This is a genomic window from Brevibacterium sp. CSND-B09, assembly GCF_052906525.1.
In genome coordinates, this window is the sequence record NZ_JBREGI010000001.1 from 449919 (window position 1) to 466271 (window position 16353).

Genomic DNA, 16353 nt, shown 5'->3' on the forward strand with positions numbered 1-16353 from the left:
GGAAGGCACCCAGATGACAGTTTCGACAGCAGACCTGTGGGACGAACGCGGCGACGAGCTCTATTCGATCGCTCTGAACTTCGGCGATTTCGGAGCCAAAACGTCATTCTCCGGACCGGCCCGCACCATCCGCTGCTACCAGGACAACGGACTGGTCAAGCAGACCCTCAACCAGCCCGGCGACGGCGCCGTGCTCGTCATCGACGGTGACGGATCGATCGCCACCGCCCTCATGGGTGACATGATCGCCGAGGCAGGAGTTCGAAACGGCTGGAACGGCGTCGTCATCAACGGTGCCGTCCGTGACCGTGAGGCGCTGGCCGAGATGGAGTTCGGCATCAAGGCTCTGGCCAGCAACCCGCGCAAGAGCGCGAAAGACAGTGCCGGTGAGATCGACGTGACCGTGGAGATCGGCGGCGCGACGATCCGCCCGGGAGCGATGGTCTTCGCCGACGCCGACGGCGTTGCAGTCGAGAAGTAGGGCGGCAGAGACTCAGCGGTGAATGGTGTCGAAGCTCTGTTCGGCTGAGTCCCAGATATCGGCAACAGTGATCTGACCATCAGCGGTGAGCTCTTCGACAGTCGACCGGTCGTAGAGGTACGCCCACTCCCCTGCCGACACGACTCCGGTGACCACGAGGATGTCATAGTCGAAACCTGCCCGTGACGTCGCCTGGACGATGAACGCCGTGGCTTCCAAGTCTTTGACTCTGTCCTCGGTCGAGGCGAAGTGGACATGAAGGCGTTCGGGTTCGGTCTCCTGGTTGAAGTCGGGGTTCGTCTCGGATTCGAGACTCACCTCGACGCCGTCCAAGGACTGCGCCACATAATCCGAGAGCTCGTCGAGGGAATCGAAGCCCTGCTCCACGACATCCAGAGTCGCCGTCGGCGTCGTTTCGGGTTCCGACGATGAGCCGGAATCGGAGCCGCAGCCGCTGAGAGCGATGAATGCGGCGGTCAGGAGCCCAGCGACGGCGAGAGCAGGGGCGGACTTCGATTCGAACCTCATGGCACCAGCCTATCGGCGGGCGCGCGTTGGTACCGCATCGCCTCGGTCGTACCGTGGGCGCTCACACCGGGCCCGGTCGCACAAGGCACAGTCGCACCGTGCTCGGTCTCACCGCTTCCGGTGGATCGATTTGTACGTGATGTACTGACTGAGCCCTTCGACGCCGTATTCGACGCCGAGGCCGGAGTCATGACGCCCGCCGAAGGGTGCCGAATGATTCGAACCGAAGAAGTTCACTCCCACCGATCCTGAATCGACCTGTTCGGCTACTGCCTGAGCGGCCTCTGCGTCAGCGCCGAAGACGATGCCGCCGAGTCCGAACTCCGTGTTGTTGGCCAGGGAGACGGCTTCGTCGGGGCCCTGCGAATCGTCGTAGCGCAGGATCGAGATCACGGGGCCGAAGATCTCCTCCCGCGCAATGCGCATCTGCGGGGTCACCTCGGTGAAGACCGTCGGTTGGATGAACATCCCAGCTTTTCCGTCAATGTCGACATCGGCGGCAGCTCCCCCGGTGACGGGAAGAGCGCCCTCCTCGTGAGCGGAGGCGATGTATTCCATGACGGTCTTGTATTGGGACCGCGATGCCACAGGCCCGAACACTGTGTCTTCGGCGAGCGGATCCCCTTGCCGCCCCTCGGCGATCGTCCGTCCCACCACCTCAGCGACCTCGTCGTACCGGGAAGCCGGTGCGATGATCCGGGTGGAGATATAGCAGGTCTGTCCGGTGTTGCGCATGCACGATCGCACGAGCACCCGCCCCATCGCCTCCAGATCGGCATCGGGCAGCACGATCGCCGAGGATTTGCCGCCGAGCTCCAGCGTCACCGGGCGCAGCAGTTCGCCACAGGCAGCGGCGATGCGCCGGCCCACCGGGGTCGAACCGGTGAACGCCACCTTGCTGATTCCCGGGTGGCAGACGAGGGCATCGCCGAATCGTCCGGGACCGGTGAGCAGGTTGACCACGCCGGCGGGCATTCCGGCGGCGGCGACGGCATCGATGATGAAGCGAATGGACAATGGAGTCACCGACGCTGGTTTGATGACTACGGCGCACCCGGCCAGAAGCGCGGGAGCGAGCTTGACGACGACGAGGTTGATCGGGAAGTTCCACGGTGCGATCAGTGCGCAGACTCCGATCGGATCCTTGCGCACCACCGAATAGGAGTCGGCGGCGGCAGGGAAGTCACGAATGTCCTCATCGTCGATCCACGCGGACAAGGTGGCGAAATGGCGGAAGATTCCAGCCGCATTCGCCGCCGCTCCCCGGGTCTCGGAGATCGGGGTGCCGTTCTCCAGTGTGTTCGTCCGTGCCAGGTCTTCGCTTCGCGCTTCGATCTCCTCGGCGATCCGTACCAGGTATTTCGCCCGCTTGACCGCGGTCAGGCTCGCCCATTCGTTCATCGATGCCTGGGCTGCGGTCACGGCTCGATCGAGTTCCGCCGAGGTCGCTGCCGGCACCGAGCCCCACACCTCGTCCGTCGCCGGATCGATGACCGGGTTCCGTTCGGAATCGGCGGCGGGCGTCCAGGCACCGTCGATGAAATGGTCATCGACGTGGCTGTAGGGCAGATCTCGGCGCAGGTCGGCTCGGGTCAGCGTCGGAGAGACGGTGTCGACGGTGCTCATCGGATGACCTCGGTGCGCAGCAGGTCCCGCTGACGGCGCAGGTCTGCTTCGGCCATGGTCACTGCTCCTTCGGTGATGAGTTCGGGGATGATCTCCCTCTCCAGCCGGTCGGTGTAGGTGGCCATATCCATGTCGAACCACGACGCGGACAGAGCGATTCCGGCCCTGTCGAATCGCCACTGACGGTCGGCGTCACGAACCAAGGCGTCCTCGAGGCTGAAGGCGACCGGGCGGGTGTCGTGGCCGTCGATGATCTCGCAGACGCGTTCGACGAAGTCCTCGGAATAGCCGAGGCCCGGCAGGACCCGGCGTGCGACGAGGCAGCCTTCCCGTTCGTGTTCGAACCGGATCGTGGCCTTGCGCCAGTCACCGCCGAAGCCTTCAGAGATGATCCTGGATTCGTCGACATGTGCCCAGCCAGTGTCGTGGAGGATGATCGTGACGAGCACGAGCTCACGGTCGGCCGAGGGGTAGGCGTCGCAGAGTCGCTCGGCATAGGCGGCCGAGATCGGCAGGTGCACATCGTTGCCGCGAGTGCGCGTCTCGGGTTCGATCTGCTTCCACAGCGCCTCGAATCCACTGCTCGGAGTCGAACAGATCGGCTGTGTGTCGACCGTCCCTTCCATCGGGATAGGGCGGACGGGGTAGTCGGTGGCGAAACGGACGGCTCGAGGGTCGTCGGCGGTGTCACCGGACTCCGCTGCCGCCCAGCTCGGATAGTCCTGTTCGCGGCTGCTGGTTTCGGTTCGGGTATTCATCGGGGATCCTCTCGGTCGACGGCGATGGATTTGAGCGTGACGCTCATATCGCCGGCCTGGTCGGCAGGTATCTGCTGGTTCTTGGCCAAAGCGGTGCGCACCGCCATGAAGTCCAGGGGAGCATTGACGCAGTCGGCTGCGATGATCTGGCCCTCGCGGTAGTACAAGACGCTGAACTTGCCTTTTTCGTCATCACGACGCACCACGGTGGAGTCGAAGCCCATCGACAGTCCGGCGATCTGCAGCTTCATATCGGCCTGATTCGACCAGAACCAGGGAATGCCGGCGTATTCTTCACGTCGACCTGAGACCGAATAGGCGGCGACCTTTGCATGTTCGATCGCATTGTTCACGCTCTCGAGGCGGATCCGCTCCCCCTCCGGCGCGTCCGGAAGCGGGTTGGGCATGTTCGCCACGTCTCCCACCGCGATGGTCGTACCATCGGAGGCGAGCGCATAGCGGTCGACGACGATTCCGTTCTCGGTCTTCAAGCCCATCTGCTCGGCCAGTCCGGTGTTCGGGATGACGCCGATGCCGACGATGACCAGCTGGGCCGGGACTACGGTCCCGTCGGCCAGTGCCACTCCGGACACGCGCCCGCTGCCGTCGTCGATCAGTGTTTCGACCCGGGAGTTGAGGATGATGTCGAGGTCCCGTTCTCGGTGCGCCTGGTAGAAGTACTCGGAAGTCTCCTCTCCGACGGCGCGCCCGATGAGGCGGGGGCCGTGTTCGAGCACGGTGGCGTTCTTGCCCATCCCGTGCAGGGAGCAGGCGACTTCGAGACCGATGAATCCGCCGCCGATGACGACGACATCGGTGAAGTCATCGAGGCTGCCTTTCAGCGACAGCGCGTCATCGGCGCTGCGCAGATAGGTCACTCCCGCAAGGTCGGCGCCGGGAACCTCCAGCGGTCTGGCTCGCGCTCCGACGGCGAGTGCCACACGGGCGAAGGGGTATTCCTCACCGTCGGTGGCGATGGCGACTCCGGAGCCGTCCGGGTTCTTGTCGATCTTCTCGATGCGCGTGTTCTTGACGAGTTCGATGTTGTGCTCGTCCCAGTATTCCGCGCTGCGGAAGATGAGGTTCTCTTTGTCGACTGTTCCCTGCAGAAACTCCTTCGACAGGGCCGGCCGCTGGTAGGGCCGATGGTCCTCTTCGCCGAGGAGGGTGATCGATTCGGTGAATCCGGTCCCCCGCAATGAGATCGCCAGCTGCACTCCGGCCTGGGAGGCTCCGATGATGAGCATCCCGGTCTGTGTGCGGGCCGGTCGATCCTGTGCGTCGGCCGGTGCCGTCTGCGTTGTCGTCGTCATGTCACACCTGGGTTTCCGGAGTGGTCACGTGCAGGTCGGTGTCATCAGTGACCTTGAGCTGGCAGGACAGACGGGAGTTGTCCTCCCGATCTTCGGTCGTGCCCCACAGCATCTCGTCTTCCATCTCCGACATCGGATCGAGCCCATCGAAGTCGGATTCGTCGACGAAGACGTGACAGGTGGCGCATGAGAGGGACCCGCCGCATTCGGCGACGATGCCGGGCACTCCGTTGCGCACCGCGGTCTCCATCACGGAGTCGCCGACTTTGGCGTCGATGTCGCGGGTGGTGCCTTCGGAATCGGTGAAATGTACGGTCGGCATGTCATTCCCTTTCCTACAGTGGTGCTGGTGGTCTGCGGTTGCGGTGTCGCCTGTGGCGTCAGTGTTCAGATGAACTGTCGGCCGCCGTCGACGACGAGTGTCTGGCCGGTGATGTATCCGGCGTCGGGTGAGGCGAGGAACATCGTGGCGCCGACGATGTCGTCGGGTTGGCTGGCACGGCGGATGGCGCCGCGGTCGACTCCGTAGGTCGCTGCATCGTCCATGAGCTCATAGCTGGCCTCGGTGAGCGTGAACCCGGGAGCGATCGCGTTGACCGTGATGTCCCTGGTGCCCAGTTCCTTTGCCAGCACCCTGGTGAGTGCGATGACTCCTCCCTTGGACGCCACATAGTGAGCCCATTGTGTGGATCCGGACATCACCGTGGCCGAGGACAGGTTGACGACTCTGCCGCCTGCCGGCAGATACGGGCTGACTGCCCGGGTCATCTGCCAGGGCCCCTTGAGGTTGACTCCCATCACGAGGTCCCATTCGTCTTCGGCGATGTCTTCGAAGGGAGATCGGGTGATCCCGGCGTAGATCGCGGCGTTGTTGATGACGACGTCGATGCTGCCTCCGCCGAAGTCGGCGGCAGCCTCGGCGAGGGCCTGCGTCGAGGCTCGGTCGGTGACGTCGACCTCGCATGCCAGGGTCTCCGCCGAGGCGGCGCGCAGAGACGTGGCCGTCTCCTCCGCGCCGGCGAGGTTGATATCGGCGACGATAACTCGGTCGCCGGCCGTTGCGAACCCTTCGGCGAAGGCGCGTCCCAGTCCCCCGGCGGCGCCGGTGATGAGCACGGTGCGTGGATCAGTCATCGTTCAGCTCGCTGCCGTGGCGTGGGCGTGGCTGTGGGCACCGGGGCCGCTGACTTCGGGGACCGAGTCCTCGAGGTCGAGGATCTCCACGGTGCCGCGGGTTCCGTCCACGCGCAGTCTCTGCCCCGTCCGGATCGTCGTCGAGGCATTGCCCGTGCCGGTCACGGCCGGCAGCGCGTACTCACGGCAGACGATGGCGGCGTGGCTCATCATGCCGCCGATGTCGGTGACGGTGGCCTTGAGTTTGCCGAAGATCGGCCCCCAGCTGGGTGCGGTGACCGGGGCGACGAGGATCTCGTCCTGTTCGATCTCGTGGATCTGTGACGCGTCCATGACGACGCGGGCCACTCCTTCGACGACGCCGGGTGAGGCGGCCATTCCGCGCAGACCGGTGACGTTGTCGGAATCGGCTTCGAGCCAGGACTGGACCTGCTCGGTGGTGATTCCCCACAGCATCCGTGTGAACGGTTCGGTGATGGCCTCCGGCGGGGTATTCAGCGCCGGCTGCGGACGAGCGGTCTTGAGGGCGGCGACGATCTTCTTGCGCTCTTCGATGATCGGCGGCCAGTAGGCCGGGGCGATCGGACCCTGTGGGGCGCCCACTCCCCACGCGGTGACGAGGTCGAAGAGGACATCACGGACTTCATTGCGGTTGAGGTAGAGGAAGTCGCCTGTTTCGGCGAAGACTCCGTGCTCGACGAGGGTCGCGGCGAGTTCGCGGACCTTGCGCCAGAACACGCCCATCGTCCAGTGCTCGATGTAGAAGTTATGGTTCTCCACATACGGGTAGGCGGTGGCGGCCAAGTGTCGTTTGGCTTCGAAGGTCGCACCCTGCTCGTCATCGAGAAGATCGCGATACTCGGAGACGATGCGCTCCTTCTCCTCGATGAGTGCTTCGGTCGGCCGCATGATCGTCTGCCCCTCGTCGAGGCGGCGAATGTAGTCGGCGATGAAGCCGAGCGGGATCGAGAAGTTCTCTTTCCAGTACTCGTCGTGGGCGTAGAAGCCGTTTCCGGTGGTGAAGTTGAACCAAGGGTCCTGAGCTTTCTCCCACTGGGCCAGCCATGCAGTGCCTCCATCGGCTGCGGCGATGGCCTCAAGCGTCGCCTCGGCGTCGTCGGTGTTGTCGAATGCAGCCTGCAGGCCGAGTTCGACGGCTGTGGTTGCCAGCTGTTTGAGTTCGTCGTCGGGGCGGAAGAGCTCCATGTCCACGCCCTGGACCATCGTTGCGATCGACTGGTCGGGAATGTCGGGGAAGATCTCCTTGCAGTAGTTGAAGAAGTCGAGATAGGCGATGTAGCCGAGGTTGAGGAACTCGAAGTGGTACTGCCAGTTCTGGTAGGCGAGCTGGATGAGGCGGTCGAAGTTCTCGAGCAGTCGCTCGGATCCGTCCTTGGCCTTGCCGGAGAGGATGTCATCCATGGGGACCATATCGGGAAGCTTCGAGAAGTCGAGCGCCTCTATCTCGTCGATGGTTCCCCGGACCTTCGTCTTCCACTGGTCCAGGAGCGGTTCCCAGTTGGCGAAGTAGTGGCCGATGCGGGCTTGGAACTCCGGCAGCCGAGCCTCGATCTGGTCTTCGGGCACGGGGATGGGCGACATGTAGAGGTAGCCCTGGTGGATGCGGAAGTCGATGCCGTTGGCATTGGGAATCATCAGGTGACGGGCGTTGTACTGGCCGAGACACTTGACGGCGAACTCTCCGCCGATGGTCTCGAACGGCTTGAACACGGTCGGCCAGTGCTGAGAATCGCAGAACCAGAACTTCTCGTCCTCAATCTCCTTCAGGCTGTCCTGGAATACGAGGTAGTAGGGGTAGATCCTCTCCCAGCCTTCGGCGCCGGCTGGGACGGGAAGATCGGAGGGACGGGGAAACGACTTCATTGACATTGTCTGCTCCATTGCATCGGTGGTTCGTGAGTTGGGTCGTAAGTGAGGTTCGCTGCGGCGGGGTTCAGCCGGTCTTCTTCATCAGGGAGGCAGTGATCGATCCGAGGTCGATTCCGCCGGTCGAGGCTGCCGCAGGCGCAGCCGGCTTCGTCGCGGCCGCGTGTTCTTTCTCGGTCTTCTTCTCTGCAGAGGAATGCACCGTCTCCGGTCGGGACTGCAGCAGGAGCAGGTTCTCACCCTCCGGCAGGTCCCGATCAATTGCCCATTCGATGTCCTGCGGGCATTTGTAGTGCTTCTCCGCCCGCTTGGCCAGGGTCGCCACTTCGGTGAGCTCCTCATCAGAGAGGCACCGGACTTCGGCGCGTTCGACCGGCACCTCGCGTTCGGCGAGCTCCCCGTCGGCGGGGACGAGTTCGATGTGCTTCTCTCCGATATGTTCGTTGACGACCTGGAGGGTGATTTTGTCCAGCAGAATGTTGTCGGGAGTGACGAGACCGGAGACGACGGTCTCTCCGACGCCCCAAGACGCGTCGATGGCGATCTTCGACCGGTCGCCGTTGGCGGGGTTCATCGTGATCGCCACTCCCGCGGTCTTCGCATTCACCATCTTCTGCACGACGACGGCCATCGACAGGCCCTCATCGGGAATGTTGTTCTTCAGCCGGTAGATGATGGCTCGGGACGTGTAGAGGGAAGCCCAGCACCGGCGGATGTGTTCGGTCACCGCCGCATATCCACTCAGCCACAGGTAGGTGTCCTGCTGGCCGGCAAAACTGGCGTCGGGCAGGTCTTCTGCCGTGGCCGAGGACCGCACAGCCATGGGTACTTCTCCCCCGCAGGCGGCAGCGAGCTCGTCGTAGGCGGTCTTCGTGGCGCTCCGAACAGCTTCGGGCACCTCGGAGCCGGTGAGCCGACGGCGGATGCGAGCGGAGATCTCGTCGACCTCAGTTACGTCATCGGGATTGAGAGCTCCGAGTTCGGTGACGATCTCCTCGGCGATGCCGGATTCGGAGACGAAGGAGTCGAAAGATTCGGTTGTGACGACGAATCCGGGTGGCATGGGCATTCCTGCCTGCGTCATGGTCACCAGCGAGGCACCCTTGCCGCCGAGGTCTTCCAGGCGGGGTTCGGACGTGGAGTCGAATGATTGTACGAAACTCATGGACTTCTCCTTCACCAGGTCACCGGGACGGTCTTGGGCACGCGGAACGAGAGGTTCTCCCGGAAGTCGATGTTCTCACCGTCGACGAGCTTGAGATTCGGTGCCAGGCGGGTGATCTCCTGCAGGCAGATCTTCGCCTGCAGCTTCGCGAGCATATTGCCCAGGCAGTAGTGGATGCCGAATCCGAAGGACAGATGTTCACGGGCGTTGGGTCGGTCGATGTCGAAGTCCTCTCCGCCGTCGAAGCGGGACTCGTCACGGTTGGCTGAGCCCATGAGCAGCAGCAGTTCGTCGCCCTCGGCGATCTTCACGCCTCCCACCTCGGCGTCCTTCAGCGCTTTGCGGCGCCAGCCGACGATCGAACCGGAGTACCTGAGGACCTCGTCGACCGCTTTGGGGATCTTCTTCTCATCGTCGATGAGCGCCTGCCATTGATCTGGATGGGCCAACAGCACTCGCAGGGTGTTGCCGATCAGCGTTGTCGTCGTCTCATGGCCGGCGAAGAGGAGCGAGTAGAGGACGGACGCGATCTCATGGTCGCTGATCTCCGCGCCTTCGGACTGTGCTGTGACCAGGTCGGCGGTCATCGAATCTCCGCCGTTCTCATGGGCGTCGGCGACGATGCTCAGACATTCCTGCCAATACTCGACGAGGTTGTGGGCGTGTGGGATCTGCTCCTCGTCCGACAGATCTCCCCACGTCATGGCGGCGCGGGAGTCGGACCAGCGTTTGTAGGTATCGACCTTGTCGATATCGGCACCGATGAGCGTGAGGATGGTGATGGTCGGGATGTCATAGGCGAGATCGCGGATTATCTCACCGTCTTTGTCAGGACGCGCAAGCATCGTTTCGATGCGGCTGACGACGTTGTCGCGGATCTCTGGTTCGAGCTTCTTGAAGCGTCGCGGCGTGAATGCCTTCTGCACGATCTCACGAATGCGGGTGTGCTCCGGCGGGATGCGTGCCGAGAGCCCGGAGTAGGCGGTGAAGCCTCCGTCTTTCATGATCTTCGTGGCCTGCGGTCCGCGTTTGCGCACCGGGGCCTGCGCGTTCTCCGAGGAGAAGGTCTCCCAGTCTTCGAAGACCGCTTTGATGTCGTCGTAGCGTGTCACGACCCAATAGCCGACTCGCTCATCGAACATCACGGGTTCTTCCTTGCGCATCTCGGCATAGGCCGGGAAAGGGTTCTTCATGTCGAAGGGTTCGTACCCGTGGTGAGAGCCTTCAGCCGCGCCGCTGTAGGGGCACTTGCCGGTCTCTGCTGCGGATTGCAAAGTCATTCCATCTCCTGTGATGCGAGTCACTGCTGACAGTGATGATCACCCTACAGGCACGAACGAGATTCTCGATGGCTCGGCTTCCATTCAACGGAAGCGAGTTGGAAGCGCCGAGTTTTCCACCCAGCGCAGCAGCGACTGCCCTTTTGACGAGGTCAGCGGCCTACCTTGGGAGTTAACGAAAAGTCTGCGAAGCCCATGTGGCCGATAGCGAGCGCAACCTCGGCGAAGCTACTGGCTGAGCCCCGGGGGTCAACAATGTGGCTTGCCGATCAGCACCCTCAGCGGTGAGAGCCCAGCAGCGTCTCGAGGGGGATCCTCGCGGTTGCCGCCTCGATGCGCTCACTGACTCCCTTGAGCGTCGCCAGATGGCGCGTCAGCGTACTGGCCTTCTCAGAGGCGACGACGAGGCCGATACTCGAACCGATGCGACCGGAATGGAAGACGGGGACCGCGATCGAGCAGGCACCGGGTCGCTGCTCTTCGTTGGTCACAGAGAACCCTTCGGTCCGGATCTGCTCGAGCTGCTCGGCAAGCAGCCCGGGATTCGTCACCGTCCGAGGCGCTACTTGGTCGAGTGGCTGCCGCAAGTAGGCCTCGGAGAGCCAGTCTTCTTCGAAGGCGAGCAGCACCTTTCCGACCGCAGTCGAATGCATCGGCAGTCGTCCGCCTACCCGCGAGGCCCGTGGGACCCTCTCGGTTCCGTAGACACGGTCGATGTAGAGCACCTCACGGCCGTCGCGGATGGCGAGCTGAGAAGTCTCGCCCGTGAATGAGTAGAGGTCCTGGATGAATGGTCGAGCCGTCTCTCGCAGCTGCCTGCCGACGTTCTGCCCCATCTCCCACAGTCGCAGGCCCAGCTGATACCGACCCTGCGGAGTGCGGGAGAGAAACTCCCAGTCGACGAGCTCGTTGACCAGTCGGTGCGCGGTGCTCAGGGGAATCTGCGCCGCCTCGGCGAGTTCGGTGAGCGTGAAGCTGCGCCGCGGCTCTTCGAAGGTCGTCAGCAGGCTGAGGACCTTGTGGGTGACGGTGCGGCCGTCCTTCGGCACCTCTGGACGCTGATTGTGCTCCATGACCGAGAATCTATCCGATCTGTCAACGATGCCATCGAGAAGATCACGGATGGCGGGTCGCCCGAATCACCGGATCGCAGTGGCGTTCGGAGGCGATCCGACTCCTCCGACGAGGTTGAGCGGCTTGATGATGCACATCGCATCCCAGCGGCCCGTCCGTTCGGAGTCCTTTAGCAACGACTCCAGGTTCCACAATTCCCCGAGCGGCACTCCGAGCTTGGCGATGAGCTCCTGATGCATCATCCCCTTGTCCTCGGGAGCCGATTCTAGGAAGTCGCTGTCGGCGACGACCGGAAGGACCTCAACGGCGAAGGTGTCGGTTGCGAAGGTCGCCACCTGGTGATCCCAGATCCATCGAGCCAGGTCCTTCGACTGCCGGAACCCCGTGGCCCTTCGCCCAGACCGCACCTCGTCGCGGACCTCGTTGGTGGATCCGATGAACCATGAGGACCAACCGGTGTGCACCATGACGATGTCGCCAGAACGAACGCTCACACCTTGCCGCGCACAGGCTCGCTCCAGGTGGTCGATCTCAAGGACGGGGCCGCCTCGGTGCTCCAGCGGTGTGCCCTCATCGGCGAGGAGGCCTGCGATATCGAGAAGGAGTCCCCGCCCGACGATCGGCCGTTCCGCCCAGGACTGGACACCGAGGTCGGGAACGCCGGCGCGGATCGATGCGTCGGCGACACCGTTGTAGAACCCGTAACCGGAGGCACGTCGATGTCGAAGACCATCGACCTGTGAGGTCGCCTGCAGGAAGAACTCATGGAGTACATCGTCGCGGGACTCCGAGTGCGTCGAGAGGATCTCGTGCTCCGGTGCGCGCCTGGCTCGAGCCATCGGCGGGTCGAACGCATTGAGTGAGTAGTCGAGGTTGAATACCTCTCCCCGGGTCACCGACGATGCTGCCTCACGGACTTCTGCATGGCCGGCGAAATTCGCCGTGCCCCGATCCGCGTCGGCGAAGACTCCCCACGATGATCCGGGCGGAGTGTGCGCCTCCAGTTGGGCGTAGGTCGGGTATTCAGTCTTCTCCATCTCTCGATGCTCCTTTGTGGAAATAGGTGAGGACGAAGGCCAGGAGCCCCGCGATCGAGGACACACCGAAGGCATACGGTCCGACCGCCTCGGCGACGTCCATAGCCATCAAGCCCTTCCCCACGACCATGAGGACGATCTGGCAGATGACAATCACAGCCCCGCCGAGGAGGAAGAGCACTGTCGAGGCGGCGAACAGATGAGAGCACACCGCCTCGAAGCGGCCGCGACTCTGATTCGTCGAAACATTCATTGTCCGATTCCTTTCTTGACTACTCGAGGCTCAGATCGGGAGGAACCCGAGGGCGATAAGCGTGCCGACGCCCAGCAACGGGACGCAGTAGTACTTGAGCAGCGGGACGAATGTCTTGCCGGGATTGACCTCAGCGATGCCCGCCGCCACGTAGATCGGAGCCCCTGAAGGCGGAGAGGCTCCCTCCGTCGAGGCGAAGATCAGGGCTGCCGCCGCTGCAACCGGCACGGGAATGCCCGTACTCGCCATCGTCATCACCGCGACGGGCCCGATCGCAGCCATGGTCGCGCTGGCGGTCAGCGGCACAGCAATGAGAATGATGATCACTCCGATTGCGATCGCCATCAGCCACTTCGGCACATCGAGATAGGACAGCAGCGCCTCGAGTTCGGCAGCCAGACCGATCTCCCCGAGGAGATTCGATGCGGAGAATGCCGCGAAGATCGTGATGCCGATGACGCCGAACGATGAGGCAGATCCCTCAATGAGCTTCCACCACCCCGAGGCCGATCTCGGCAGTGACTTGCGCCCGAGGATGAGCACGAAGACGATCATCAGCACCGGAATCCAGGTGAGCAGACTGACGACGTCCGGCATCGCCAGCGGTGTCGGATCAAGAACTGTGCCGTCAGCAAGAGTCTTGCCCGGTTCGGATTCTGCACTGACGCCAGTGAAGTCCGCGAGGAAATCCGCGAGCGGACCGAACGACAGGACCAGGGGAACGAAAATGGGAACCAGGAGCAGAATCGTCGTCCATCCCTGGGACAGACTCGTGCGGATGGGCAGTCGATCTTCAGACGGCACTGCCGGAATCTTGTATTTCCGAACTATCCAGAACGCCACGATCAGGCGGTAGACGAGCGCCCACAGCCCGGCGAAGAACAAGGGCATGACAATCTCATGGGACTCCATCGCTCCTTGCGCAACAAGGCCGCCGACGAGGATGAACATCGTTCCCGAAAATGGAAAGCTGACACCGAAGCCGGCAAGTCCCGATGCCACCGTAGCGGCGATCTCCGGTTTGACCCCGGACTTCTTCATCCAGGGAATCGTGATCGATCCGACTGCAGCGGTGATGGCAGCGCCGATATGTGCGATGGCGCCGAAGATCGCTCCGGCCACCGTGGTGGTGTAGAGGTGGCCTCCGCGGAATCGCCCTAGCAGGGAATTGAGCAGATCGACGAGCTTGGTGAGCACGGGAGTTCGCTCGAGCACATAGGACACGAAGACGAAGGCGAGCGCGGCGAACATGATCTCTTCCGTCAGAGCGTCGGAGACGGATGCCCAGATCATCGTCAGCACCGAGTCCTCGCCGGAGGGACCGGCGATGAAGGCGAAAACGCAGATGGAGAGGAAACCCAGAGTCATCGCCTCGCCGATGTTGCGACCGACGACGGCATTCCAGACGATGATGACGGCGATGAAGACGACGAGCGCGAGAACGGCCATCATGTCAGGTCACCTCCGATGATCTTCTGCCGCCGACCGGCTTCGTCCTCCTGGACGGCCAGCGCGAGGCCGAGAGTCTCGACGACCTCACCCCACGGCACGACGACGACACCGTCGTCATCGGCGACAACGAGGTCACCGGGTTCGACGACTACGCGCCCGATAGCCACGGGCACATCGATCTGCCCTGGACCATTCTTATACGGCCCTGCCGGATTCACCGCCCTGGCCCACGCGGGAAAGCCCATCTCTTCGAGGTCGCGAACATCGCGCAGAGCTCCGTCGGCCACGATTCCGACTGCGCCTCGCTTGCGGGCGCGCTCGGCCATCAGTTCTCCGAGCAGAGCGCGGTCGGCATGCCCCTGGCCGTTGACCATGAGGATTTCTCCGGGTTCGACCTCTTCGAGGGCTTGACGCAGAAGCAGGTTGTCTCCAGCAGGCACGATCACAGTCTTGGCTCGTCCCACTGCCCTTGCTCCAGGCCATAGTGCCTTGATTCCACCGTCGACCAGCCCCATCCGCTCGCGGGCATCACCGATATTGGCAGCTGGAACATTTGCATAGGCAGCCAGGATCTCGTCCGCCGGCATCTTCGACGAGGCAGCAATGAGCCGGTGCGAACGAGCGGCAGCGTGGGACATCGTTGACTGAACGCTGAGAGAGTCGATCATCTCCGCTGCTTCCGCCGCTTCGTGACCGCGCCTGTCGGCGTGCTTGACAGTGCCCGAAAAGAGCCGTTCAACGGCTTCGAATCCGCCCGAATGCTCAGCTGAGATCTGGTTGAGCGCCCAATCCCGGGCTCCCATGGCTTCACCGGCGCGCAGGGTTTCGACGATGAGTGCGCCGAGGCCTTTCATGAATGTGCTGCGAAGCAGTTTGCGCTTGGCCGCATCGCCTGGTTCGCCGCTGATATCTTCAACAGGCGCGCCGAGCTGGGAGAAGATCTTCGCCGCTGGCGCTGAGGCCTGACCACTGATGACCAGCGGGGTCCCTGCCCCGTGTTCGGGTACTGAGCCGACGACCGCAACGTCTGCGTAGCGGTGCGCCCCGACGCTCTCGGCGACTTCGTTCTTGACGGCGGCAGCGGCCGAGTTCATGTCGATGAAGATCGAATTCTCGGGCAGGAACTCCGCCACAGATTGCGCTGCGGGCACGGCGGCCCGTCCTCCGACCATGCACAACACCGCATCAGCGGTCTCCACCAGCGCTGCAGACGTCTCGGCTCGCACGGCTCCGAGTGGAGTCGGGACGTCCGCCGGGTCGTAACCGGTCACATCCCAACCGAGGGCCACAAGCCCCTGAGTGTAGAGCGCTCCTGCCTCACCCAAACCAATTACCGCTATATGCATCCTTGCACCCATTCTATGAGAATCTATATCGCAGTACGAAATATTGCAGGGCGCGAGAGTGATTGTCAACACCCGGAACTCATCAAATGAAAACGGAATATCATTTCCGGAAGGTAGAATCTCACTGCATGGGAGTCTGACGCACCCAACGGCCGACCGAAGGAATCGAATGCCCGCCCAGAAATCTCCGATGAGGTCACTCGAGAGAGCCATCGACGTCCTCGAGATCCTCGACAGTTCACGAGGACCGCTGCGCCTGAACGAAATCGCCCGGCGCGCCGGACTCCCGGTGGCAACGACTCAGCGAATCCTCGCCGTGCTCGAAGCCCGCGACAGAGTGGAGCGAGACAGCAACGGGTACCGCCCGGGCATCGCCCTCACGTTCGGCGCACATGCATTCTCAACGACAAACCCATTGATCCGCGCTGCCCGCCCCGTGCTTATCGAGCTCGCCTCAATCACCGGCCTGACCTCAACGCTGTATCGCGAGCACAATGGGCAGAGAGTCGCACTCTCCCGCGCAGGCATTGCCCGCAACTTCGGATACGAGCTCGTCGTCGGCTCCCGGCTCCCTCTCACCTCGGGCGGCGGCAAAGCCATCCTGGCCCAGCTCAAGGATGGCGACATCAAAAGCCTGCATCAGGAGCAGGAATCGAACTGCAAACAAGTTCCTGAGCTCGACGCTCTGATGCTCGACGTTGCCGGAATCCGAGATCGCGGCTATTCAATCTCGCGGGAAGAACGCGAGCCCGGGGTCGCCAGCGTCGCCGCCGCAATTCCGGGCGACTATGGAATCCTTGCCGCCATCCAGGTCACCGGAACAATCGACGACTTCCCCGAAGAGAAGACTCAATCGCTGGGCCGTCAGGTTCGACAGGCGGCAATCTCCATCGGCCACGGCCTCCCAGAACTACCGGGAAACTAGCCCGCTCCGACCTCCCGGAATAAGAACTACGGCATTATTGTTGAATGTTCAACTAACTAGATCTACACTGGATCTATCAGCACACCGTGTTCAG

16 protein-coding genes are annotated in these 16353 nt (G+C 62.9%); 2 read left to right on the forward strand and 14 right to left on the reverse strand.

Annotated elements, in window-relative coordinates; translation table 11 throughout:
• Window positions 1–13: 13 nt before the first annotated feature.
• The gene (gene rraA / locus ACU4IU_RS02270; protein WP_139907421.1) at window positions 14–481 is read left to right on the forward strand and encodes a ribonuclease E activity regulator RraA; all 468 of its coding nucleotides are present in this window, start codon (window positions 14–16) and stop codon (window positions 479–481) included.
• A 12-nt stretch (window positions 482–493) separates the two neighbouring features.
• Here rraA and ACU4IU_RS02275 read toward each other — a convergent pair whose 3' ends face one another.
• The 14 genes from ACU4IU_RS02275 to ACU4IU_RS02340 form a co-directional block, all read right to left on the reverse strand.
• A complete protein-coding gene (locus tag ACU4IU_RS02275) occupies window positions 494–1009 on the reverse strand; it encodes a hypothetical protein (protein WP_446655786.1) in 516 nt (171 codons plus the stop codon).
• A gap of 108 nt (window positions 1010–1117) precedes the next feature.
• A complete protein-coding gene (locus ACU4IU_RS02280; RefSeq protein ID WP_446655787.1) occupies window positions 1118–2635 on the reverse strand; it encodes an aldehyde dehydrogenase family protein in 1518 nt (505 codons plus the stop codon).
• Window positions 2632–3393: an HD domain-containing protein gene (locus tag ACU4IU_RS02285; protein WP_446655788.1), complete on the reverse strand. Its 762-nt coding sequence runs from the start codon at window positions 3391–3393 to the stop codon at window positions 2632–2634. Before ACU4IU_RS02285 ends, ACU4IU_RS02280 begins: the two co-directional genes overlap by 4 nt.
• Window positions 3390–4706: an NAD(P)/FAD-dependent oxidoreductase gene (locus tag ACU4IU_RS02290; protein WP_446655789.1), complete on the reverse strand. Its 1317-nt coding sequence runs from the start codon at window positions 4704–4706 to the stop codon at window positions 3390–3392. Before ACU4IU_RS02290 ends, ACU4IU_RS02285 begins: the two co-directional genes overlap by 4 nt.
• A gap of 1 nt (window position 4707) precedes the next feature.
• Window positions 4708–5028 (reverse strand): 2Fe-2S iron-sulfur cluster-binding protein, encoded by a 321-nt coding sequence (locus tag ACU4IU_RS02295; protein WP_446655790.1) that lies wholly within the window; start codon window positions 5026–5028, stop codon window positions 4708–4710.
• 65 nt (window positions 5029–5093) lie between these two features.
• A complete protein-coding gene (locus ACU4IU_RS02300; RefSeq protein WP_446655791.1) occupies window positions 5094–5840 on the reverse strand; it encodes an SDR family NAD(P)-dependent oxidoreductase in 747 nt (248 codons plus the stop codon).
• 3 nt (window positions 5841–5843) lie between these two features.
• Window positions 5844–7730, reverse strand: coding sequence for a PEP-utilizing enzyme (locus ACU4IU_RS02305; protein ID WP_446655792.1), 1887 nt, complete (start codon window positions 7728–7730; stop codon window positions 5844–5846).
• Between the two features lie 64 nt (window positions 7731–7794).
• Complete coding sequence (locus tag ACU4IU_RS02310) at window positions 7795–8892, reverse strand: PEP/pyruvate-binding domain-containing protein (protein WP_446655793.1); 1098 nt, start codon at window positions 8890–8892, stop codon at window positions 7795–7797.
• Window positions 8893–8903: 11 nt separating this feature from the next.
• On the reverse strand, window positions 8904–10172 hold the full coding sequence (locus ACU4IU_RS02315; RefSeq protein ID WP_062241641.1) for a cytochrome P450: 1269 nt from the start codon (window positions 10170–10172) through the stop codon (window positions 8904–8906).
• Window positions 10173–10450: 278 nt separating this feature from the next.
• Entirely contained in the window at window positions 10451–11245 is a 795-nt protein-coding gene (locus ACU4IU_RS02320) for an IclR family transcriptional regulator (protein WP_446655794.1), read from the reverse strand.
• A gap of 66 nt (window positions 11246–11311) precedes the next feature.
• A complete protein-coding gene (locus ACU4IU_RS02325) occupies window positions 11312–12283 on the reverse strand; it encodes a cyclase family protein (protein WP_446655795.1) in 972 nt (323 codons plus the stop codon).
• Window positions 12270–12536, reverse strand: coding sequence for a hypothetical protein (locus tag ACU4IU_RS02330; RefSeq protein WP_446655796.1), 267 nt, complete (start codon window positions 12534–12536; stop codon window positions 12270–12272). The genes ACU4IU_RS02325 and ACU4IU_RS02330 overlap by 14 nt, the downstream gene beginning before the upstream one ends.
• A 30-nt stretch (window positions 12537–12566) precedes the next feature.
• A complete protein-coding gene (locus ACU4IU_RS02335; protein WP_139469605.1) occupies window positions 12567–13988 on the reverse strand; it encodes a TRAP transporter large permease subunit in 1422 nt (473 codons plus the stop codon).
• Window positions 13985–15547 carry an RraA family protein gene (locus ACU4IU_RS02340; RefSeq protein ID WP_446655797.1) on the reverse strand — a complete coding sequence of 521 codons (1563 nt, stop codon included), beginning with the start codon at window positions 15545–15547 and terminating at the stop codon, window positions 13985–13987. The genes ACU4IU_RS02335 and ACU4IU_RS02340 overlap by 4 nt, the downstream gene beginning before the upstream one ends.
• On the opposite strand from ACU4IU_RS02340, the gene ACU4IU_RS02345 reads away from it, so the two are divergent.
• Window positions 15525–16259, forward strand: coding sequence for an IclR family transcriptional regulator (locus ACU4IU_RS02345; protein ID WP_446655798.1), 735 nt, complete (start codon window positions 15525–15527; stop codon window positions 16257–16259). The two genes, ACU4IU_RS02340 and ACU4IU_RS02345, sit on opposite strands and share 23 nt — an antisense overlap.
• The last annotated feature ends 94 nt before the right edge of the window (window positions 16260–16353 follow it).